The organism is Mycobacterium colombiense, assembly GCF_001665835.1.
In the GTDB taxonomy this organism is placed as follows: Bacteria; Actinomycetota; Actinomycetes; order Mycobacteriales; family Mycobacteriaceae; genus Mycobacterium; species Mycobacterium colombiense_A.
In genome coordinates this window covers 208,306-230,484 of record NZ_LZSX01000089.1, presented here as the reverse complement: position 1 = coordinate 230,484, position 22,179 = coordinate 208,306, and the positions used below count along the sequence as shown (strand labels likewise).

The 22,179-nt window shown below is 68.5% G+C and carries 15 protein-coding genes; 6 read left to right on the top strand and 9 right to left on the bottom strand.

Going from position 1 to position 22,179, the window contains the following annotated elements; translation table 11 throughout:
• The coding region (locus A5760_RS22920; RefSeq protein WP_155764427.1) for a 2-oxoglutarate dehydrogenase E1 subunit family protein at nt 1-220 on the bottom strand (220 nt) is incomplete at its 3' end.
• Between the two features lie 185 nt (nt 221-405).
• On the bottom strand, nt 406-1,185 hold the full coding sequence (locus A5760_RS22915; protein ID WP_064885032.1) for a hypothetical protein: 780 nt from the start codon (nt 1,183-1,185) through the stop codon (nt 406-408).
• Nucleotides 1,186-1,457: 272 nt separating this feature from the next.
• On the opposite strand from A5760_RS22915, the gene A5760_RS22910 reads away from it, so the two are divergent.
• The gene (locus tag A5760_RS22910) at nt 1,458-3,446 is read left to right on the top strand and encodes an MFS transporter (RefSeq protein WP_064885030.1); all 1,989 of its coding nucleotides are present in this window, start codon (nt 1,458-1,460) and stop codon (nt 3,444-3,446) included.
• 8 nt (nt 3,447-3,454) lie between these two features.
• Here the strand turns inward: A5760_RS22910 and A5760_RS22905 are convergent, their stop codons facing one another.
• A complete protein-coding gene (locus A5760_RS22905; protein WP_064885028.1) occupies nt 3,455-6,868 on the bottom strand; it encodes a TM0106 family RecB-like putative nuclease in 3,414 nt (1,137 codons plus the stop codon).
• Nucleotides 6,869-6,929: 61 nt separating this feature from the next.
• Nucleotides 6,930-7,532 (bottom strand): LppP/LprE family lipoprotein, encoded by a 603-nt coding sequence (locus A5760_RS22900; protein ID WP_064885026.1) that lies wholly within the window; start codon nt 7,530-7,532, stop codon nt 6,930-6,932.
• A gap of 98 nt (nt 7,533-7,630) precedes the next feature.
• Between A5760_RS22900 and A5760_RS22895 the strand changes: the two genes are divergently transcribed.
• Nucleotides 7,631-9,334, top strand: a complete 1,704-nt coding sequence (locus A5760_RS22895) for a DEAD/DEAH box helicase (protein ID WP_064885024.1) — start codon at nt 7,631-7,633, stop codon at nt 9,332-9,334.
• The gene (locus A5760_RS22890; protein WP_064885022.1) at nt 9,331-10,482 is read left to right on the top strand and encodes an acyltransferase family protein; all 1,152 of its coding nucleotides are present in this window, start codon (nt 9,331-9,333) and stop codon (nt 10,480-10,482) included. Before A5760_RS22895 ends, A5760_RS22890 begins: the two co-directional genes overlap by 4 nt.
• A 5-nt stretch (nt 10,483-10,487) precedes the next feature.
• Here the strand turns inward: A5760_RS22890 and A5760_RS22885 are convergent, their stop codons facing one another.
• From A5760_RS22885 to A5760_RS22870, 4 genes are all read right to left on the bottom strand, one after another.
• Nucleotides 10,488-11,069 carry a TetR/AcrR family transcriptional regulator gene (locus tag A5760_RS22885; protein WP_064885020.1) on the bottom strand — a complete coding sequence of 194 codons (582 nt, stop codon included), beginning with the start codon at nt 11,067-11,069 and terminating at the stop codon, nt 10,488-10,490.
• A complete protein-coding gene (locus A5760_RS22880; RefSeq protein WP_196772172.1) occupies nt 11,069-12,310 on the bottom strand; it encodes a cytochrome P450 in 1,242 nt (413 codons plus the stop codon). Before A5760_RS22880 ends, A5760_RS22885 begins: the two co-directional genes overlap by 1 nt.
• Nucleotides 12,311-12,375: 65 nt before the next feature.
• Complete coding sequence (locus A5760_RS22875) at nt 12,376-13,743, bottom strand: FAD-binding oxidoreductase (RefSeq protein WP_064885016.1); 1,368 nt, start codon at nt 13,741-13,743, stop codon at nt 12,376-12,378.
• Between the two features lie 20 nt (nt 13,744-13,763).
• A complete protein-coding gene (locus A5760_RS22870) occupies nt 13,764-15,005 on the bottom strand; it encodes an MFS transporter (RefSeq protein ID WP_064885014.1) in 1,242 nt (413 codons plus the stop codon).
• Nucleotides 15,006-15,066: 61 nt separating this feature from the next.
• Here A5760_RS22870 and A5760_RS22865 point away from each other — a divergent pair, with 61 nt between their 5' ends.
• From A5760_RS22865 to A5760_RS22855, 3 genes are read left to right on the top strand one after another with little or no spacing between them, the layout of a single operon-like run.
• On the top strand, nt 15,067-15,894 hold the full coding sequence (locus A5760_RS22865) for a uracil-DNA glycosylase (protein WP_064885012.1): 828 nt from the start codon (nt 15,067-15,069) through the stop codon (nt 15,892-15,894).
• 6 nt (nt 15,895-15,900) lie between these two features.
• Nucleotides 15,901-17,031, top strand: a complete 1,131-nt coding sequence (locus A5760_RS22860) for an FAD-binding protein (RefSeq protein ID WP_064885010.1) — start codon at nt 15,901-15,903, stop codon at nt 17,029-17,031.
• Nucleotides 17,032-17,078: 47 nt separating this feature from the next.
• Nucleotides 17,079-18,110 (top strand): LLM class flavin-dependent oxidoreductase, encoded by a 1,032-nt coding sequence (locus tag A5760_RS22855; protein ID WP_064885008.1) that lies wholly within the window; start codon nt 17,079-17,081, stop codon nt 18,108-18,110.
• On the opposite strand, the gene A5760_RS22850 is transcribed toward A5760_RS22855, so the two are convergent.
• A complete protein-coding gene (locus A5760_RS22850) occupies nt 18,107-22,000 on the bottom strand; it encodes a diguanylate cyclase domain-containing protein (RefSeq protein ID WP_064885079.1) in 3,894 nt (1,297 codons plus the stop codon). The two genes, A5760_RS22855 and A5760_RS22850, sit on opposite strands and share 4 nt — an antisense overlap.
• Between the last annotated feature and the right edge of the window lie 179 nt (nt 22,001-22,179).

Sequence of the window (22,179 nt, the reverse complement as noted above, 5' to 3'; positions counted from 1 at the left end):
GGGCGGCCGGAGCCGGCTTCGCCGGGGCAGGGGCGGCGGCCGGCGGCCGGTCAGTGCTGCTCGGGGCGGCCGGCGCGGGCTCGCCGGCGGGCTCGGGGTTGTAGTCGACCAGGAACTCGTGCCAGCTCGGATCGACTGACGAGGGGTCGTCGCGGAACTTGCGGTACATCTCCTCGACCAGCCATTCGTTCTGCCCGAATGGTGAACTTATGTTGCTCACGACCGCAGTTCGCCTCAATCCTTCTGTTCCGCAAGCGCATTCCCGTGGCGCCTGCACCCTTGTCGGCCCCGGAGGGCCGAACACCTCACACCCAGGGCGGTACCCATTGTTTCCGCCCTATAAAGGCTAACCTTTCGCCGCCGATCCGCCAGGTTGACCGGGGGGCATGAGGACGGCGGAGGGGGCTAGCCGGCTTCGTGGATCGGGGGCACCAGATGCAGCGCGCGGGGCCAGCGCACCGGCGGGGCGCCGAACGCCTTGTTGGCGTTGCGGATCATCTTCTTGCCGGCGAGGTAATTGCCGATGGCGCCCACCACGACCCCGATTCCTACCGGCAGCAGTTTGCCGAACAGCAGGGCGCCGCGCCGCACGGTGTACTTGCGGACCCACGACTTGAGCAGCCGCGAGTTCAGCTTCGACATCGACGACAGCGGCAGGGCGGCCAGGCTCTCGGAGATCCAGCCGCCGTTGGTGCGGCGCGGGCCGATCAGCTGGGCGACGGCTTGCTCGCTGTTGTCACCGGCCAGGACCCCCAGCACCAGCGCGCGGCGCCGTTCCCGGTGATCTGCCGGAATGTCGTAGACCACCGCCGTCGCCAACACGAAGAACGCGGTGGCCTCCAGGAACGTCACCGTTTCCGCGGCCGCCGCGGACAATGCGCTGATCGTGCCGATGCCGGGAACGGTCGCGGCGGCCCCTACGGCAACGCCGCCGGCCGTCACGATGGCCAGGTAGCGCTTCTGCAGCTTGGCCATGATCTCCGCCGGGGCGGCATTGGGGTGCGCGTTGCGCAGCCGGGTCACATAGGCCTCGGCGGCCGGGCCCTGTATCCACGAGCTCCGCTCGATGACCTGGGCCAATGCCCGCGCGGACATTTTGGGTCGACCGTTCTTGGCGGTCGGCTGCTGTCCCGCGTTGGACATGGTGAAGAACCGGTTCGGCGACCTTTTCCGTCGAGCCCGCATATTTCTCTCCTGCAGATGGCGTTCCCCCAGGCTAACGCGCCCGCGGCGAATACCGACGCGTTATGCGCCCTGACCGGGTCCTTGGGTGCCGGCCTATTGCCTCACCGGGAATAATCAGGCTGGATGTTTTGCGACGGTCCGTGCCGTTCGTCGGTCCTCATGCTGTTTACCGCGCCCCGCGCGTGGTGTATCACCGGCGTGGGTTGGGCCGGTCGACCAGCCGGGCCGATACGGCTGAACAGCATCGTCGGGAGCGAAACGAGGTGGGGTGGATGACCACGGCTACGCCCCGCACGCCCGGAGGAACGGGGCGCGCGGGATCGGGGCCGGCCCGGGCCGCCAACCGCTGGGACTTTCTCACCCGGAGCTCGCCGCAGTCGCAGAACCCCTGGAACCCGCTGTGGGCGATGATGATCGGCTTCTTCATGATCATGGTCGACTCGACCATCGTCGCGATCGCCAACCCGACCATCATGGCCACCCTGCGCATCGGCTACGACACCGTGGTCTGGGTGACCAGCGCCTACCTGCTGGGCTATGCGGTCGTGTTGCTGGTAGCCGGGCGCCTGGGCGACCGGTTCGGTCCCAAGAATCTGTACCTGTTCGGCCTGATCGTGTTCACCGCCTCCTCGGTGTGGTGCGGGCTGGCCGGCAGCGCCGCGATGCTGATCGCCGCGCGCGTCGTGCAGGGCGTCGGCGCCGGGCTGCTCACTCCGCAGACCCTGTCAACGATCACCCGGATCTTCCCGTCCGAGCGGCGCGGCGTCGCGGTGAGCCTGTGGGGCGCCACCGCCGGTGTGGCCAGCCTGGTGGGCCCGCTGGCCGGCGGTGTCCTGGTCGACGGGCTGGGCTGGCAGTGGATCTTCTTCGTCAACGTCCCCATCGGCGTCATCGGGCTGGCGCTGGCCTATTGGCTGATTCCGGTGCTGCCCACCCAGCTGCACCGCTTCGACCTGCTCGGGGTCGCGCTGTCCGGCATCGGCATCTTCCTGATCGTGTTCGGGCTGCAGCAGGGGCAGGCCGCGCACTGGCAACCCTGGATCTGGGCCTTGATCGTCGCGGGCGTCGGGTTCATGACGGCCTTCGCGTTCTGGCAGGCGCTGAACGCCCACGAGCCGCTGATTCCGCTGATCATCTTCGGCGACCGTGATTTCAGCCTGTGCAACGTCGGGGTCGCCATCGTCTCGTTCACCGCGACGGCCATGATGCTGCCGCTGACGTTCTACGCGCAGACCGTATGCGGGCTGTCGCCGACGCGCTCGGCCCTGCTGATCGCGCCGATGGCCATCGCCAACGGTGTCTTCGCCCCGTTCGTCGGCAAGATCGTCGACAAATACCACCCGCAACCGGTGCTCGGATTCGGCTTCTCGGTGCTGGCGATCGCGCTGACCTGGCTCACCTTCGAGATGTCGCCGACGACACCGATCTGGCGGCTGGTGTTGCCGTTCTTCGCGATGGGTGTCGGGATGGCGTTCGTGTGGTCGCCGCTGACGGCGACCGCGACGCGTAACCTGCCGCCACACCTGGCCGGCGCGGGCTCCGCGGTGTACAACTCCGTGCGCCAGCTCGGCGCGGTGCTCGGCAGCGCCGGCATGGCCGCATTCATGACGTGGCGGATCACCGCCGAGATGCCGCGGCAGCCGTCCGGGGACGCCGCCGGCGAGGACACACTCGCCTTGCAGTTGCCCGGGTTCCTGCGCGAACCGTTCGCGGCCGCGATGTCGCAGTCGGTGCTGTTGCCCGCGTTCATCGCCTTGTTCGGGATCATCGCCGCGCTGTTCCTGGTGGGCTCCGCGCCCTGGGCGGGCAAGGGTGACGGCAGGGGCGGCGACGATCCGCCCGGCCCCGGCGATGACGTCGTCGACGACGACTATGACGACGACGAGTACGTGGAATTCGTCCTGGTGCGCGAGCCCGACACCCGGGGAAGCGATCCCGAGCCGCAGCGGCAGCCGGTCGAACGCCCGCGCCCGGCGTCCAGCGGAGTACCACGGCGCGGACCCACCGCGCAGGCTCAACCAATCGGCTACGCCCACAACGGGTCTCACGTGGACAGCGGCAAACGCCTTCGCCAGGTGGCGGTGCGGCGCCCACCCAGATCCATGCCACCCGGTGATCGGCCCACCCGGCCGCCGCGCCGCCACCACAACGGATCGGCGGGCCTTCACTTCACCGACGGTGAATCGTTGCGGGGTTACCATCACCGCTCCGATCCGGACGACGACCCCACCGCAACGGGGCGGCACTCGTCAACCGGTTAGGGCGGCGGTCACCGCAGATCGGGCTGCGTGAGCGCCAGGAATGCGCCCAGGTCGATCAGGCCCGCCGGTGTGGCCGGCAGATATTCCGTCAGCGACGGGGAGCGCACCAGCACGGCCGCGTACTGGGCCCGGCTCACCGCGACGTTGAGCCGATTCCTGTTGAGCAGGAAGGAGATTCCGCGGGGCACTACGTCCATGGACGACACCGTCATCGAGATGAAGACCACCGGCGCCTGTCCGCCCTGGAACTTGTCGACCGTCCCGACCCGCACTCCCTCGAGCTGCGCGGCGGAGAACCGGCGGCGCAGCAGCGCCACCTGGGCGTTGTAGGGCGCCAACACCAGCACGTCGGCGGCGGTCAGCGCCCGGTTGCCGTGTTCGTCGGTCCAGGACGCGCCGAGCAGCCGGTTGATCTCGGCGACGATCGCATCGGCCTCCTCGGGGCTCTCCGTCGAATTGCCCTGGTGCTCAACCGAAAGCAGCTGAACGCCGGGCTGATACCCGGCGAGGTGGCGGGCGGCGGTGCAGTCGTGGGAATGCAGTCTGTCCTCGTAGGACAGCGCCGAAACCGCCGCGCAGACCGCCGGATGCATGCGGTAGGAGAGGTCCAGAAAGTAGCCGCGCTCGTCGGGTAGGGTGCGCTGACCGTCGACCAGCCATTCCAGCGCGGACGTGTCCACCGGCTCCGGATGGGTGCCCTGGCTGACTTGCGGTAGCTGCTGTGGGTCCCCGAGCAGCAGCAGGTTGGCCGCGGCCGGGGCCACGGCGATGGTGTTGGCCAAACAGAATTGGCCGGCTTCGTCGATCACCAGCAGATCCAGGCTTCCCGGCGGTATCCGGTTTGCGTTGGCGAAATCCCATGCCGTTCCGCCGATCACGCATCCCGGCGTGTCGGCGAGGAACGCGGCGTAGGCGCCACCGTCGATCTCGCGCCAGCGCGGGGCCCGGTGGTCGTTGCGCTTCTTCGCGATCCGTTGCGGATCCAGGCCGGCGTCGATCACGCAGTCCAGCACGTTCTCCACGGTGGCGTGCGACTGCGCGACCACGCCGACGCGCCAGGCGTGTTTGGTGACCAGCTCATGGATCACCCGGGCGGCGGTGTGCGTCTTGCCGGTGCCGGGCGGCCCGTGCACCGCCAGGTACGACGAGTCCAGATCCAGTAGCGCCGCGGTGATGTCGGCGGCGGTGTCGTCGCTACGTGGCAGGGGTGCGCCGCTGCGCGCGCGGGGCGCGCGGCGCAACAGCACGTCGACGATTGCGCTGTCGGGTAGTTGAGGCAATCCGGCGGCCACCGAGGCGGCGGTCGCCTCGATCGATTCCCGCAGGGCCGTCGTCGGGATGGGCGGGCCGGGTGTCAGCGCGAACGGCACCTGGTGAAAGGTGTTGCCGTCGCTGCCAACTCGTTCGAGAACCACCACTTCGCTGGGCACCGCCGGATCGTCGGCCTCGACGACCGAGGCCCGCCCGGCCGCCCGCCGGTCCGGGCTGTCGGTCATGCCGGGCGGCGCCGGCGGATGGTAGAGCGCAAAGACGTCGCTCTTCAAGTCGCCACGCGCCAGCTCGCCGCGTAGCTGCAGCCGCCGCTGCGGCTTGCGCGCGCGGGCAGGCGTGTGCCAGTCGACGCAGACCGACGCGTGCTCGGCGACGAACACATCGCTGTTGTCCGACCACTCCTCGATGGGGAAGTTCAGCCGGTCGAAATGCGCCCACCAGAACGGCTTGTCCTCGCGCCGGTGGTAGCCGCGCGCCGCGGCCAGCAGCGCCACCGCCGTCTGCTGCGGGGTGCGGTCGTCGACGCCGGCGGTTCCGGTGAACGCCGCCAAAGTCAGCGCCAGCTGGTCGCGGTCGTCGACGGTGTTGCCGTCGGCCACCGGCTGGGCGCCGATCGGTACCACGCCGGATTCATAGGCGCGCAGCATCAGCCAGTTCCGCAGCTCCTGAGTCGACCGGCAGTCGTAGTGGTTGTAGTCCTCGATCTCCTTGAGCACTGATGCGGCCTCGTCGCCGCGGCCGTCCGCCTGCAGTTCGCAGTACCGTGCGTAGGAGGTGATCGAACCGGTGGCCGTGGTCACGTCGCCCGCGCGCAGTTGAGCCCCCATGTAGAGCGGCTCCAACGCCTTGAGGCTGAACGACTCCGCGCCCACGCGAATGCTCCTGCGCACCAACGGATAAAGGTCGACCAGCGTACCGCTGCGGAGCAGTTCGTCGACCTCGTCCTCGCCCACTCCGTAGCGCCCGGCCAGTCGCAACAGCGCGGTCTTCTCGTAGGGCGCGTAATGATAGATGTGCATGTTGGGCCGGCGCTTGCGGCGCTTGGCCACCAGCGCCAGAAAGTCGATCAGCGCCTTGCGTTCGTCGGCCCGGTTGTGCGCCCACAGCGGGCGAAACCTGCCCGTCGGCCCGGCCTCCAGAACACCGAACAGGTATTCCAGGCCCCACTCGCGCCCGTCGGTGGTCCACAGCGGGTCGCCTTCGAAGTCGAAGAACAGGTCCCCCGGGTCGGGCTCGGGCAGCAGGGCGAGCGGCTGCGCGTCGATGACCTGGACCTGAGGAACGCCGGTCTCGCGTTGCCGGACTTGCAGTTTCGCCTGGATGGTCAGTTTGTCCAGCGCGCCGGCCGCCAGGTCGGGCACCGGTCCGCGATGATCGGCCAGCTCGGCGACGGTGCTGATCCCGGCGTCAAAGAGCTTGTCCCGCTGGCCTACTCGCATGCCGGCGACCAATAGGACGTCGTCGGCCGCCCGCAGCTGTTCGAGGCACAGCGGGCAGTGAAAGCACGCTGCCACGCCCTCGTCGTCCCAGCGGACCGCGGCGCCGCCCGCGTAGTGCTCATCGAGGAGGCGCTGCAGCCTGGCCCGCTGCGAGCGGTACACCGGGATCAGGTCGCACACGCGGTGCCGCACCGCGGTTCCATCGCCCAGCCGCAGCTCGGCCTCCGGTGCGACCGGGATGCCTGAGGCGGCCAAAGCGTCGGCGTAGGCGGCCAGCTGCAACAGCGCGGTCACCTTGGCCGAGCGGGCCAGTTTGGTGTCGACGACGCGGTACCGCTCGCCGTCGCGCACCAGGAAGTCGGCGAAGCCGACGAAGCGGCTGTCGAACATCGCGGCCTGATACACCACGGGCGCGCGGTCGGCGACGGCACGGCGGGTGGCGTCGGCGGCGGCCGCCAGGCCGGCTGGCGTGTAGGCCGGGCGGCCGATGATCGCGACGGCCTGCCCGAACCGGTCGCGCAGTGAGGCGAGTTCGCGTCGCTCGTGTTCACTGCCGAGCTCGGCGGTCCGCGCGAGCAGGTCGTCCTCGACGGTGGCGGCGGGCCCGCGGCCCAGCTTCGCGTCGAAGTCCCGCAAGAGCGCGAATTCGCAGCGGGCGGCGGCGGCAAGGTCCGATGCGCTGTACACGATGCTGTCGCCGGAGACCAACACTGGAGCCACTGTAGGTGAGCGCTCCGACAGGAGGGCCGTGCGCGGCGGGCGCGCCCGGAGATTAGTGGGCCGGGGTGTTGCCGATGAGTTCGACCGTGTTGCCGTTCCAGTGGAATTTCACGTCGGTGTTCAGGCCGTTGATCCCGCCGGGATAGGTCAGCGCCACCGTATCGCCCGTGGTTTGCGCCGGGTCAACGCCGTTGAATCCGTAGGTGTCGGGCACGCCCTGCGGAATGAACTGGCCGAGGTGGAACAGCACCGCACGGGTGGTCGGAGCGATCGCATTGGTGTTGGCCTTGATGATGATCGCCGACAGCTGCGCGCACTGGTTGTAGTTGCCGGCCAGCGGCTCGGGGTTCCATGGCTGCTGGCTGCGCGGGTCGCGGGGCAGCTCGGACACCACCTTCGCGATGGTGGGCGACGCGAGGTTGACCGCGCAGGGATCGGTCGGCGGGGCGTTGCCGGGTGGGGCGGCGGCCGTCGGCGTGGCCGGCGCCGTGATCGACGCGGTCTCCGACGTCCTGGCCTGCGGCGTCTTCGCGACGGTGGAATCCCCCGAACCGCAGCCGGTCAACGTGAAGGCGATGAGAGCGACAGCGGCCGAGCCGGTCAGTGGCTCGGTACGACACGGCAACGACCACACATCTCCGCACCGTACCGTCATCGGCTCCGGGGCCGTGGCAGGCATGGCCGGGTGTGCTGATGATCACCGGCAGCGCTCAGGTCCGCTGAGCTCGCGATCACCACTAGACTCCTTGGACGATGACCCTCTCGGACAGCTCGACTGAAGCTGCCTCAACGACCTTTGCCGACCTGCAGATCAATCCCTCGGTCCTGCGGGCGATCGCCGATGTCGGCTACGAGTCGCCCACCGGCATTCAGGCCGCCACGATCCCGGCGCTGATGGCGGGCTCCGACGTCGTCGGCCTGGCCCAGACCGGCACGGGCAAGACCGCCGCGTTCGCGATCCCGATCCTGTCCAAGATCGACGTCACCAGCACCGCCACCCAGGCACTGGTGCTCGCCCCCACCCGGGAACTGGCCCTCCAGGTGGCCGAGGCGTTCAGCCGGTACGGGGCCCACCTGCCCAAGATCAACGTGCTGCCGATCTACGGCGGCTCGTCCTATGGCGTCCAGCTGGCCGGGCTGCGCCGGGGCGCCCACGTGGTGGTGGGCACGCCGGGTCGGGTCATCGACCACCTCGAGCGCGGGACGCTGGACCTGTCCCACGTCGACTACCTGGTTCTCGACGAGGCGGACGAAATGCTCGCCATGGGCTTCTCCGAAGAAGTCGATCGCATCCTGTCCGAGACCCCGGAATACAAACAGGTGGCGCTGTTCTCCGCGACCATGCCGCCCGCGATCCGCAAGATCACCACCAAGTATCTGCACGACCCGCTCGAGGTCAGCACCAAATCGAAAACCGCTACCGCCGAGAACATTTCGCAGCGCTACATCCAGGTCGCCGGCCCGCGCAAGATGGACGCGCTGACACGGGTCCTGGAAGTCGAGTCGTTCGAGGCGATGATCATCTTCGTCAGGACCAAACAGGCCACCGAGGAAGTCGCGGAAAAGCTCAGGGCCCGAGGGTTTTCCGCGGCCGCCATCAACGGGGACATCCCGCAGGCTCAGCGCGAGCGGACCGTCGCCGCCCTGAAGGACGGCAGCATCGACATCCTGGTCGCCACCGACGTGGCCGCGCGCGGGCTGGACGTGGAGCGGATATCGCACGTGGTCAACTACGACATCCCGCACGACACCGAGTCGTACGTGCACCGGATCGGGCGCACCGGCCGGGCCGGACGTTCGGGAGCCGCGCTGCTGTTCGTCTCCCCGCGAGAGCGCCACCTGCTCAAGGCGATCGAGAAGGCCACGCGCCAAACCCTCACCGAAACCGAATTGCCCACCGTCGAGGACGTCAACGCCCAGCGGGTGGCCAAGTTCGCCGACTCCATCACCAGCGCGCTCGGTTCACCCGGAATCGAGCTGTTCCGCAAGTTGGTCGAGGATTACGAACGCGAGCACGACACCCCGATGGCCGACATCGCCGCCGCGCTGGCGTTGCAATCCCGCGACGGCGAGGAATTCCTGATGGCGCCCGAACCGCCGCCGGAGCGACGCGAGCGGCGCACCGAACGCCGGGAACGCCCCGAAAGGCCAAGGAATGCAAAGCCCTTCGCCACCTATCGCATCGCGGTGGGCAAGCGGCACAAGATCGGCCCGGGCGCGATCGTCGGCGCCATCGCCAACGAGGGCGGGCTGCATCGCAGCGATTTCGGCCACATCGCGATCGGACCGGATTTCTCCCTGGTGGAGTTGCCGGCCAAGCTGCCCAACTCGACCTTCAAAAGGCTTGAGAACACCCGCATTTCGGGCGTGCTGATCAACCTTCAGCCGGAGCGGTCATCAGCCAACAAGCCCCGCGGCCGAGACGGTGGGAAGCCGCGCAGGAAACACGGCGGATGACGCTGTCCGAAGAGCAAGACACCCAGGGCGGGCTCGAGCAGACCTCTCGCGTCGACCGAATCGCCTCGCTGACCGGGATCCGTGCGGTCGCCGCGCTCCTCGTCGTAGGCACCCACGCGGCCTACACCACCGGCAAATACACGCACGGGTATTGGGGCCTGGTCGGTTCCCGAATGGAGATCGGGGTGCCGATCTTCTTCGTGCTCTCCGGCTACCTGTTGTTCCGTCCCTGGGTGAAGTCGGCGGCGAGAAACGGCGCACCGCCGTCGCTGAGTCGCTATGCGTGGCACCGGGTTCGGCGCATCATGCCCGCCTACGTGATCACCGTGCTGTTCGCCTACGTGCTGTACCACTACCACGAAGCCGGGCCGAACCCCGGACACAGCTGGCTGGGGCTGGCGCGCAACCTGACGCTGACGCAGATCTACTGCAACGGCTACCTGGGCAAGTATCTGCACCAGGGGCTGACGCAGATGTGGAGCCTGGCGGTGGAGGGCTCGTTCTACGTCATCCTGCCGCTGCTGGCCTACCTGCTGCTGGTGGTGATCTCCCGGCGGCAGTGGCAGCCGAAACTGGTGCTGGGCGCCCTGGCGGGGATGCTGTTGATCAGCCCGGCCTGGCTGGTCCTGGTGCACACCGATCACTGGTTTCCCGACGGCGCCCGGCTGTGGCTGCCCACCTATCTGGCCTGGTTCCTCGCCGGAATGATTCTCACCGTGCTGCAGGAGATGGGGGTGCGCGGCTACGGATTCGTGGCCATACCGCTGGCCGTCATCTGCTATTTCATCGTGTCCACGCCCATCGCCGGCGCGCCCACGACCTCCCCGGCGACGCTGAGCGAGGCGTTGTTCAAGACGTGCTTCTATGCCGTCATCGCCGCGCTCGCGGTGGCACCGCTGGCCCTGGGCGGCGCTCCCAGTATCCAAGGCTGGTATTCGCGAATCCTGGCCAGCCGCCCGATGGTGTGGCTGGGGGAGATCTCCTACGAGATCTTCCTGATCCACCTGATCACCATGGAATTCGCGATGGACTACATCGTCGGCGCGCACGTCTACACCGGCTCGATGTTGTACCTGTACGCCGCGACGCTGGTGGTGACGATCCCGCCGGCGTGGCTGCTGCACCGGTTCACCCGCGTCCGGGACTGAGCCGCCTAGCCGCGAGCGGAAACCGGTGTGACGATCGGGACGACGAACTCCTCGATCATCGCCCGCTCCTCGTCCTCGTCGCGGCCCGGGTGCGTCAGTAGCGAGACGATCACCCGCACCATCCAGCGGCCGCGGCGTTCGATGACGTCGGGATCGTCGGGCCCCAGCGTGTGCAGGAAAGCCACCGCCAGGGCCGCGATCACGTCGGACTGCCCGGCCAATTCGCCACCCACCGGCGGGCGGGTGGTGGCGAACCAGGATGCCAGCGCCGGGCTTTCACGAACCATCCCCAGCGTGACGAGGATGCTCGCGACCAGCCGTTCGCGCGGATCGTCGATGTCGCCGGTGCGCGCGATGATCTCGCGGCCGAGCCGGTGGGTTTCGCGGTGGACGTAGGCCGTTCGCAGCGCCTCGCGATTCTCGAAGTAGCGGTACAAGGTCGCGCGGGAACAGCCTGCCGCCCTGGCGATTTCGTTCATGCCGATCGAATCCGAGTCGCGCTGGGTGTAGAGCTGTTCGGCGGCGTCGAGGATCCGGTCCGCGGCCGCCTCGGTCCGATGCGCCCCCAGCCAGTCGTTTCCGGGCATCAGGACTTCACCCGGATGGGCACTGACAGCGGGCGCCGGACATAACTGCCACCGGCCCAGACAATCCCGGATTCGTCCACCTCGAAGTCCGGGCAGCGGGCCAGCAGTTCGGTCAGCGCAACACGGGATTGCATCCGCGCCGCGGCCGCGCCCAGGCAGTGATGCGCACCGTGGCTGAACGTCAAGATGTTGCGAGGGCATCGGGCCACGTCGAGTTCGCCTGCGTCCGAACCGTATTGGCGTTCGTCGCGGTTGGCCGATCCATACAGCAGCAGCACCCTGCGCCCGGCCGGGATGGTGGTCTCGCCGACGGTCACATCGCGGGTGACGGTGCGGGCCAATCCCTGCACCGGCGAGGTCAGCCGCAGCAGCTCCTCGACCGCATCGGGGATCAGGTGCGGTTCTTCGACCAGACGCCGTCGTTGGTCGGGGCGCTGGTGCAGCAACGGCATTGAACCGCCGAGCATTCCGGTCGTGGTGTCATTGCCGCCGGTGACCATCGTGAATGTGAACGCCAGCACCGAGAGTGTGCCGGCGATATCACCGTCGGCGCCCACTCCGGCGGCCACCAGGTGGGAGATGGTGTCATCCTGGGGCTCGCTCCGGCGCCGCTCGACCAGCTTCGCGAAGTAGGCCATCATCGACCCGACCGCGTCGCCGACGGTTTCCAGCGCGCCCGCGACGCCGCCTTCGGCGGTGTTGGCCGCCACGATGGCATCCGTCCAGCCGTCGAACTGCGCCCGATCTTCTTCGGGCACACCGAGATAATGGGCGACCACCATCGACGGCAGCGGTTTGAACAGCTCCGTGACGATGTCGCCGCCGCCGTTGGCGCGCAACCCCTCGATGCGCTCCACGACGAACTCCCGGACCTTGGGTTCCACCGCCTCCACCTGCCGCGGCGTGAAGCCGCGCGACACTAATTTGCGGAACTCGGTGTGCACCGGCGGATCCTGCATGACAAATGGCGGATTGTCCTGCAGCCCAATCAGCTCCAGGTCGTCATAGTTGACCGTCAGTCCCTGCGCGGAGGAGAAGGTTTCGTGATCGCGGGCCGCGGCCCACACGTCGGCGTGTCGGGAGAGGACGTAGTAGTCATCCTCGGGGTGCTTCGCCGGAACGACGTGGTGCACCGGATCGTGATCTCGCAGCGCCCGGTACATCGGCCACGGATTCGACCACGTGTCGGCGGTGGCCAGCTGAAACGTGACCGGCGCTTCGTGAGACATAACGGCAGACATGTCTCATTGGTACGACAACACGGCCAAGATGTCAACCGCGCCCGCCGGGCACTCGAGCGCGCGACTCAGATACCGGACCCGGGGTTGAGGATGCCCTGCGGATCCAGCGCCTGCTTGATGCGCCGGTTGAGCTCCATCACGTCGGGGCCCAGATAGCCGGCCAGCCAGGGCCGCTTCAGCCGGCCGACGCCGTGCTCCCCGGTGATGGTGCCGCCCAGGCCGACGGCCAGGTCCATGATCTCGCCGAACGCCAGGTGGGCGCGTCCGGTCATGTCGGCATCGGCGGGGTCGTAGACGATCAGCGGGTGGGTATTGCCGTCGCCGGCGTGCGCGATCACCGAGATCATCAGGTCGCGTTCCGCGGCGATGCGCGCGATCCCGGTGACCAGCTTGCCCAGCGCCGGAAGCGGCACCCCGACGTCCTCGAGCAATAACGATCCCTTGGCCTCGACGGCCGGGATACAGAACCGCCGGGCGACGACGAACGCCTCACCCTCGTCGGGATCGTCGGTCGAAAACACCTCCGTCGCAGCGTGTTCCGCGAACACCTCGGCCATGATTGCGGCGTCCTCGCTGCCGGCGCGGCCGCGCTCGTCGGACCCGGCCACCAGCATGGCGGCCGCCCCGCGGTCCAGATCCATGCGCAGGGTGTCCTCGACGGCGTTGATCGCCACGGAGTCCATGAACTCCAGCATCGAAGGGCGAAGCCGCGCGGTGACGCCGAGCACCGCCTCGACCGCGTCCTCGACGGTCGCGAAGCTGGCCACCACGATGCTGGACGCGTTCTGCTTGGGCACCAGCCGCAGCGTCACCTCCGTGACGACGCCCAGCGTGCCCTCGCTCCCGACGAACAGCTTCGTCAGCGAAAGCCCCGCGACGTCCTTCAGCCGTGGCCCGCCCAGCCGCACCGCGGTGCCGTCGGCCAGCACCACCTGCATGCCCAGCACGTAATCGGTGGTGACGCCGTACTTCACGCAACACAGCCCGCCGGCGTTGGTGGCGATATTGCCGCCGATGCTGCAGATTTCGAACGACGACGGGTCCGGCGGATACCACAGGCCGTGTTCGGCGGCCGCCTTCTTCACCTCGGCGTTGAACAGGCCGGGCTGGCACACCGCGGTGCGGGTCACCGGGTCGATGGTGATGTCGCGCATCTTCTCGGTGGACAGCACGATGCCGTTGTCGAGTGCCGTCGCCCCACCGGACAGGCCGCTGCCGGCGCCGCGGGTCACCACCGGGACCCGGTGCGCGGCGGCCCAGCGCAGCACGGTCTGCACCTCTTCGGTGTGCCGTGGCCGCACCACGGCCAGCGGCTTGCCGGCCGACGGGTCGAACGCGCGGTCCTGGCGATAGCCCTCGGTCACGGTCGGGTCGGTGACGACCATCCCGTCGGGCAGGTCGGCGATCAGGCTGGCCAGGGCGTCAGAGCTCACGGCCCGATACTAAGCCCGCCTCACGGGCCGGGGTCTTCGGCGAACTCCGGCGTGCGGTCCAGTTCGCGCAACGACGGCAGCCGGCAGGCGACCAGGCCGATCAGCAGGATCGGCACCGCCAGCACCAGGAACGTGACCTTCAGCCCGGCCGCGTCGGTCAGCGGGCCGGCCACCAGCAAGCCCAACGGGCCCGCCGCGTAGGTCAATCCCGTCATCACGCCGACCACTCGGCCGCGCAGCCGACGCGGGGCACGGGTCTGCATCATGTAGTTGTAGATCGGCTGGATCGGTCCGTAGACCAGGCCGGTGACCGCGCACAGCACCAGGATCACCGGCAACGGCGGCAGGAACGCGACCCCGACGGTCGCCGCGCCGAAGGTGAGGGTCGCCGTCAGCACGGCGGTGCGCCGCCGCAGATGTTTCGACAGCGCGGCGTAGCCGAGCGCTCCCGCCACGCCGCCGAACCCGATCGCCATCAACGCCCACCCCAGTTGCGCGGGTTGGTGTTGATCGGAGAAGTACTTCGGAAACAGCACGCTTTCCATCGGCAGGTACAGCGCGGTGACGGCCAGATCGATCAAGCCCAGCGTCCGGAGCACCCGCATGTTCCAGACGAAGCGCAGCCCTTCGGCGATGCCGGACACCCACCCGCCGGGCCGGGTCTCGCGCTCGGGCTTTCCGGTGCCCTCGAGCCGCAGCGGCCCGATCGTCAGGATGGACAAGCCGAACAACGCCGCCGTCACCCACATGGTGTTGATGCCGCCGATCGTCGCGATCATCAGGCCGCCGATGCCCGGGCCCACGATGAACCCCAGGTTGAGAATCGCCTCGTAGATGCTGTTGGTGCGGGCCAGCGACCAGCCCGCGCGGGCGGCGGCCTCGGGCAGCATCGACTCGCGCGCCGTCGTCCCGGCCGGGTTCGACCCGGCCGCGAAGAAGGCGAGGACGGCCAGCACCGCCAGGTTGAGGGCGTCCGCACCAAGCCCCCACGCGATCAGCGGCACGACGGTCACCGCCGTCCCGGAGAGCGAATCGGAGACCAGCGATATTCGGCGGCGTCCGAAGAAGTCGACCGCGGTGCCCGCGACGAGAGTAGACAGCACCAGCGGCAGCGTCATCGCGAGGGCCACGGCCGCGGCGTCGCGCGCGCTGTTGTGGTGCTGCAACGCCAACCACGGGAACGCGACTATCGAGATGCCGCTACCCGCCGTCGCCATCAGCGTGGCGAACAGGATCAGGAATGCTGGGCCGCCGCTTTTCATTGGAATATCGCCGCTGAATTTATGCCAAAGCGGTATTTTCGGCGACCGAATTTTTCGACTCATGCAGGATGTTCATGTGCTCGCCCACCCACGCACCGGCCAGATGTTCGGCTCTCCGGTTGGGGCCGGCGCCGGATGGCCGGGGGATCCGGCGACGCCGCGGACCCCGGTGGCAACGGATGCCGCCGCCGTCGCCGAGCTCGCCGAACACGCCGGGTCGATTCCCGAAATCGACGCGCTGGTCAGCGTCTGCCGCGCCTGCCCGCGATTGGTCAGTTGGCGCGAGGACGTCGCGGTGGTCAAGCGCCGAGCCTTTGCCGACCAACCGTATTGGGGACGGCCGGTGCCCAGTTGGGGGTCGGTGCGGCCCCGGCTGTTGATCGTCGGGTTGGCGCCCGCGGCGCACGGCGCCAACCGGACCGGGCGGATGTTCACCGGCGACCGCTCGGGCGACCAGTTGTACGCGGCGCTGTACCGGGCCGGGCTGGTGAACCAGCCGACCAGTGTCGATGCCGCGGATGGGTTGCAGACCAAGAAGATTCGCATCGTCGCGCCGGTGCGGTGTGCGCCCCCCGCCAACGCCCCGACACCCGAGGAGCGCGACGCCTGCTGGCCCTGGCTGCAGGCCGAATGGCGGTTGGTGTCCGAGGACGTCCGCGTGGTCGTGGCCCTGGGCGGGTTCGGCTGGCAGATCGCGCTGCGGCTACCGGGCACCTTCGCGGGGCGCAAGCCACGGTTCGGCCACGGCGTCGTTGCCGATTTGGCGCCCGGTGTGCGATTGCTCGGCTGCTACCACCCGAGCCAGCAAAACATGTTCACCGGTAGGTTGACACCAGGAATGCTCGACGACGTCTTTCGCGACGCAAAAGAACTGGCAGGGATCAAGTGACCTCTCATGTCTAGAGTTCTGGTATCGGGCGCCAGCGTGGCGGGCGCGGCGGCCGCGTTTTGGCTTGGACGGCATGGCTTTTCGGTGACCGTGGTCGAGCGCCATCGGGGCCCGCGCCCGGGCGGTCAGGCGATCGACGTGCGGGGCCCGGCGCTGACGGTGCTCGAGCGGATGGGACTGCTGGGTGCCGCCCAGAAGCGCAAGACGCAAATCCAGGGCTCCTCCGTCGTCGACCGCGACGGCAACGAACTGTCTCGGGACACCGAATCGACGCCCACCGGTGGACCCATCGATAGTCCCAACATCGAGCTATTGCGCGACGATCTGGTCGAATTGCTTTATGGCGCAAGCCAATGGACGGCCGAGTATCTCTTCGACGACACCATCACCGCCCTGCAGGACGACGGCGCGGCGGTCCGCGTCACCTTCGAGCGCGCCGCGCCGCGCAGTTTCGATCTGGTGATCGGCGCCGACGGATTGCACTCCAATGTGCGGCGATTGGTCTTCGGGCCGGAAGAGGATTTCATCGAGAGGCTGGGCACGCACGCGGCGATCTTCACGGTGCCCAATTTCTTGGACCTGGACTACTGGCAGATGTGGCACTACGGGGACGCCAGTATGGCGGGGGTGTACAGCGCGCGCAACAACACTGAGGCGCGTGCCATGGTCGGCTTCATGGATACCGATCTGCGGATCGACTACCGCGACACCGCGGCCCAATTGGCCGAGCTGGAGCGGCGGATGGCCGGCGACGGCTGGGTTCGCCCGCAGCTGCTCGAGTACATGCGGACCGCGCCGGATTTCTACTTCGACGAGATGTCGCAGATCAAGATGGATCGCTGGTCGCGGGGGAGGGTGGCGCTGGTCGGTGACGCCGGGTACTGCTGTTCGCCCCTGTCGGGCCAGGGGACCAGTGTCGCGCTGCTGGGCGCGTACATCCTGGCCGGTGAGCTCAAGGCAGCCTCCCAGGACGGGACGGTCGACTACGAAGCCGGGTTCGCCAACTATCAGCGCGAGTTCAGCGACTACGTCAAGCGCAACCAGTGGCTGGTCGTGGACAACATTCCGGGTGGCGCGCCGATACCGCAAGAGGTGTTCGACCGCATCGTCGCCTCCATCACGCTCAAGGACTACTGAGCCCGGGCGACGGGAACGTTCGCGGGCCCGCGCGCGTTGACGCGATCGTGCATCTTTCCGTCCTTGACCTCATCCCGGTGCGCACCGACCAGACGACCGGCGGCGCCCTGGCCGCCACCGTGCAGCTCGCGCAGGCCGCGGACCGGCTGGGTTTCAACCGCTACTGGGTGGCCGAGCACCACAACATGCCGTCGGTCGGTGCCACCAGCCCGCCGGTGGTGCTGGCCTACCTGGCCGCGCAGACCTCGCGGCTGCGGCTCGGGTCGGGCGGCGTGATGCTGCCCAATCACGCCCCGCTGGCGGTGGCCGAACAGTTCGCGCTGCTGGAAGCCGCTGCCCCGGGCCGGATCGACCTCGGCATCGGCCGGGCGCCCGGCTCGGATCCGGTGACGTCGTATGCGCTGCGCGGCGGTCGGGACGATCGTGACATCGAGAACTTCCCCGAATACCTCGACGACGTGGCGGCGCTGATGAGCGCTCGCGGCGTGCGGGTTCCGCTGCGCTCGGGTGATTACACCCTCAGGGCCACCCCCGCCGCGGCGGGTGAACCGCGTCTGTGGCTGCTGGGCTCGTCGATGTACTCGGCGCATCTGGCCGCCGCCAAGGGGTTGCCGTATGTGTTCGCACATCACTTCTCCGGCAACGGAACCGAAGAGGCGCTCGAGGTGTACCGCTCGCGATTCAAGCCCAGTGAGCTGACGGCCGAACCGCTGACCTTTCTGACGGTGAACGCGGCGGTCGCCGAAACACGGGAGGAGGCAACGGCTTTGATGCTGCCCAACCTGCAGATGATGGCCCGGCTCCGGACCGGGCAGTCGCTCGGGCCGGTGCCGCTGGTCGAGGAGGCCGCGGTCGCCGAGCTCACCGGACAGCAACAGCGGATCGTCGAGAGCGGCCTGCGACGCGCCGTCCTGGGGGCCCCGGCCGAGGCCGCCGAGCAGATCCGGGCGCTGGCCGACCGGTTCGGCGTCGACGAAGTCATGGTGAACCCGGTGGCCTCGGCGCGCCGCGGTACCGATCCCGACACCGCACCCGCGCGGGTCGCGACGCTGGAGCTACTGGCCAAGGAGCTGTTCTAGCCCTCGTTCGAACGCGCCCGCTCGTTGGACCGGCTGGGGTGGGGATTCGGCGCGTGGCCGGCCATCCATTCGCGCAGGTCGTCGGGCGGCAGCGGCGGGCTGTGCACGAAGCCCTGGGTGATGTTGCAGCCATACCGCCGCAGGGCGTGCAGGGTGGCCTCGTTTTCGACTCCCTCGGCGACCAGATCGGCACCCAGGTTTGACGCCAGCGCCACCGTCGAACGCACGATCGCGACCGATCGCGCGTCGTGGGCCAGGCGCGACACGAAAATTCGGTCGAGTTTCAGCTCGTCGACCGAAACCTCTTGCAGGCGAGCCAATGACGACCAACCGGTGCCGTAATCGTCGAGCGAGATGCGGATTCCCAGGCCCTGCAGCGCGGCGACGGTGTTGCGGGATCGCACGGAATCCACCAGTGCGCTCTCGGTGATCTCGAGGATGAGCGCCTCTGCGGGCAGATCGTGGTTGGCGAGGAGTCGCTCGACGGTGCCGACGAGTTCGATGTCCAGCAGGTTGGTCGTCGACAGGTTCACCGCGACGGTCAGCGGCATGCCTTCTTCGCGCCACGAGCGGACCTGCGCGAGGGCCATGGACAGCGTGCGGTTGGAGATTTTGCGCATCAGCCCGGCGCGTTCGGCGACGGACAGAAACTCTTCCGGCAGCAGTGTTCCGCGGGTGGGGTGCTGCCAGCGCAGCACCGCCTCGACACTGTGGACGCTGCCGTCGCGGCCGTCGATCTTGGGCTGGTAGTGCAGCCTCAGCTCCTCGGTATCGAACAACGCCGTGCGCAATTCCTCGATGAGGCTCGGGTCGTTGTCGCGATGAACCTCGAACGAGGAGTCGTAGACCGCGATCTTGCTGCGGGCGGATTTGGCGTGCGCCATGGTGGTTTCGGCGCGGCTCAACAAGTCTTGCGGGGAGTCGCAGTGGTCTGGGCAGAGCGCGATGGCGATTCGGGCGTCCACCTGCACCGTGATCGGATCCAAAGCGATTGGCTCGCCCAAGGCTTCGAGCAGCCGGCCCGCCGAGGCGCTGGCCGCGGTGAGGTTGGCCCCATCCGACAGCAGCACGGCGAATTGGTCTTCGCCCACCCGTGCGAGCAGATCGTCGCGACGGACGCAGCCGGCCAGTCGATTTGCGATATGGCACAGCAGCTCATCACCGAACTGCCTGCCGATCGAGTCGGTGATCTCGTGAAAATCGCTCAGGCTCAACAACAACAGCGCGCGGCGCGCGTGTGCTCTGGTCGGAATCGACCGCGTTGCCGATGGTGGCGAAACGGGCAACGCGGTCAGGGCCGTTGCCAGTGAGCGCCGATTCGGCAGTGCCGTCAACTCGTCGATCATCGCGAGTCTGTCGTTCGTCTCCAGCAGGTTCGCGTTGCGGAAGGTCAGCGCGAACCGGCCGGTCGCCACGACCAGGCTCAAGGCCGCCAGCGTCGCGGCGAGTCGCGAATGGTGTGCCAGGACGATCACGCCCAGCGCCACGATGGCGGATACCACCGGAGTGATGTAGGGCCCGTATCGGCCTCGGGGTGGTGGCGTCATCGATGACGATCTGGCCCAGCTCGCCATCGCGATGAGCAACGACGACGCGGCCCAGCACGCATCCAGCAGCGAGCCGGCCCGGTACAAGCCGGCGGACGTCTGAAAGAGATAGGCGGCGTCCGCGACCGCGAACAAGACCAATCCGGCCACCAGCAGCGCCCAGCGAATTTCGTTGCGCCAGCCAAGGATTGGCAACATCCCGGCGGCCAGGGCCAGGAGCACCAGATCGCTCCATGGATATGTCAACCCAACCCATACGGTCGCCGGGCTGCGTACCGCGGCCGCCCGGATCGGGCCGGCCGTCAAGGCCGCGGCCACCGCCGCCAACGTCAGTGCGCAGATGAACGAGTCGAGCTGAATCGGGATCGGCAGCCGCTTGAGCCGTGCCCGCATGAGCAGCAACAGCCCGGCGTAGACGAAGGGGTAGTACGCCAGGTACTCCGGATCGGCCACCGACGGGGATCGGCCGTTGGGCACCCACAGGGCGTAGACGACGTCACCCACGGCCGAGGACGCCATACCCGCGGCGATCAGTGCCCAGGCGAACCGGTCGGCCGGGACACGGTATGCGCGAAGCGCGATCAGTGCGGCCGCGACCACGGTCAGGGCCGTATACAGCGCGGCGGCCGAGGCGATGCCGTGCCCGGCGTTCGGGCGCACGACGCTGGACACGGTGAAGGCGGCCACTCCGATTGCCAGCAGCGCGATGGCGGCCCGGACGTCCCGTGGCGGCCAGCGGACGGTGTCGGGCGCGTCCTCGGGCAGGCTCGGTGCCGCCGTGGCGACCTCGGTGGCCGGCCGGGAGTCCCGCGGCGTATCGCCGTCACCAGCGCCGATAGCACGGGCGGCCACGGACGATCTGTGCGAACCAGGCGCCGCCGGAAACGCATATGGCAGCGGCATGTCGGGCATGAAGCTGCGGATGCATTGGCCGCCTTCGCGTTTGGCGGCATACATGGCCAAGTCGGCGTGCCGTAGCAGCTGATCGACCGTGCAGTTCGCCGAGCCGGTGGCCACCGTGAATCCGATGCTCGGGCGCACCGTGATCGGGATGCCGTCGATCAGAATGGCTCCGGTGAAGGCGTCGAGGATGCGGTGTGCGGCCGCCTGCGATTCTTCGACGGAGGTTTCGATGACGGCCGCGAATTCGTCGCCACCCAGCCGGGCGATGGTGCCCGTGTCGCCCAGCGCGGCGGTGAGCCGGCCGGCCACCCGGACCAGGAGTTCGTCGCCGGCCGGATGGCCGAGGGCGTCGTTGACCGCTTTGAAGTTGTCGAGGTCCAGGCACAGCACCGCGATCGGTGTGCCGTCGGGGTGTCGACGCGCGACCGCCAGCTCCAACCGATGCAGGAAGAGCGCCCGATTGGCCAGACCGGTCAGGTGGTCGCGGAAGGCCTCCTGCGCGACTTCGGACAGCAAATTCTGGTTCTCCACCAGGGCCACGAATTGTCGGGCCAGTACGGCGGCCACGAGTATTCCCAGCGCGCCCAGCAAGGGTTTGTGCAGCGTATTGCCGGCCGCGTGCGCCCAGCCCACCGCCGCCGCCATGATCAGCGGCAGATACGGCAGCCACAGGCGGGTGCGCAGCTCCACCTCGTCCGGCGATGGCTGCGATGGCGGCACGGGACGCTCGTGGCGGCTGGCCGCTGCGGCCAGCGTCAACATTGCCAGCCCGGCGACTCGGATCAAGTCGGCCACATAGCCGGTGTGATAGCTGCCGATGCCGGTGTCGAAAACCAGCACCAGGTCGGCAAGGTTGATGATCCCGATCCCGCCGGCCAGCAGGGTCCGGCTCGCCTGGTCGCCGGGACGCGCCCGCGACAGCATCAGGATTGCCGTAGTCAGCAGGACGATGTCGCTGAAGACCTCCACCAGCGTCGCCAGCCGGGCACCGGTGTGCTCGCGCAGCTGAGTTTCGACCACGAACACCCAGGAGATGACGAACAGCGAAGTCGCCACGATCAGGCCGTCGAGCAGCATGCGCCGGAAGTTGTCGAGGCGAGAGAGCCGCGACAGCAACACCAACGAGGTCATGGCGCCGAGCGGATACAACAGCAGCACGATCTCGGTCGCCGCCGGGTTCGCGGCGTGGTCGAACTCCGGGCGTACGTCGTAGACCGCCCAGATGATCTCGCCCACCGCCCAGCCGGCCAGGCCAGTGACCAGCGCCAACCAGCCGTATCGCTGTCGTCCGGCCTGGTGGCGGGCGGCGGAGCCGGCGCACACCGCCGTGATGGCGAGACACACCGCGATGACGACCTCGTTGATCGGCCGCGTCCCGTAGGGGCCATGCGATCCCCAGAACTTCGACACCACGATCGACAACTCGGCGACGCCGTACACGCCGGCGAGCAGCCAGCCTGTGCGTGCGGGCACCCCCGACCGCCGCCACGGATTCACCGCCCAGCGTTTCATCGCCGCACCAGCCGCTCCCCTGCTGTGTGGTGAAGAAATGAACAAACTCACCACGAGTTACAGGGGCATTAAACCGCTGCCGACCTTCGCGACGTGGGGCTTTTGCC

Coding starts and splice junctions, on each gene's coding strand:
- A5760_RS22915 (WP_064885032.1), bottom strand. CDS start 1,185: ATGCGGGCTCGACGGAAAAGGTCGCCGAACCGGTTCTTCACCATGTCC.
- A5760_RS22910 (WP_064885030.1), top strand. CDS start 1,458: ATGACCACGGCTACGCCCCGCACGCCCGGAGGAACGGGGCGCGCGGGA.
- A5760_RS22900 (WP_064885026.1), bottom strand. CDS start 7,532: ATGACGGTACGGTGCGGAGATGTGTGGTCGTTGCCGTGTCGTACCGAG.
- A5760_RS22895 (WP_064885024.1), top strand. CDS start 7,631: ATGACCCTCTCGGACAGCTCGACTGAAGCTGCCTCAACGACCTTTGCC.
- A5760_RS22890 (WP_064885022.1), top strand. CDS start 9,331: ATGACGCTGTCCGAAGAGCAAGACACCCAGGGCGGGCTCGAGCAGACC.
- A5760_RS22885 (WP_064885020.1), bottom strand. CDS start 11,069: ATGCCCGGAAACGACTGGCTGGGGGCGCATCGGACCGAGGCGGCCGCG.
- A5760_RS22880 (WP_196772172.1), bottom strand. CDS start 12,310: ATGTCTGCCGTTATGTCTCACGAAGCGCCGGTCACGTTTCAGCTGGCC.
- A5760_RS22870 (WP_064885014.1), bottom strand. CDS start 15,005: ATGAAAAGCGGCGGCCCAGCATTCCTGATCCTGTTCGCCACGCTGATG.
- A5760_RS22865 (WP_064885012.1), top strand. CDS start 15,067: ATGCAGGATGTTCATGTGCTCGCCCACCCACGCACCGGCCAGATGTTC.
- A5760_RS22860 (WP_064885010.1), top strand. CDS start 15,901: ATGTCTAGAGTTCTGGTATCGGGCGCCAGCGTGGCGGGCGCGGCGGCC.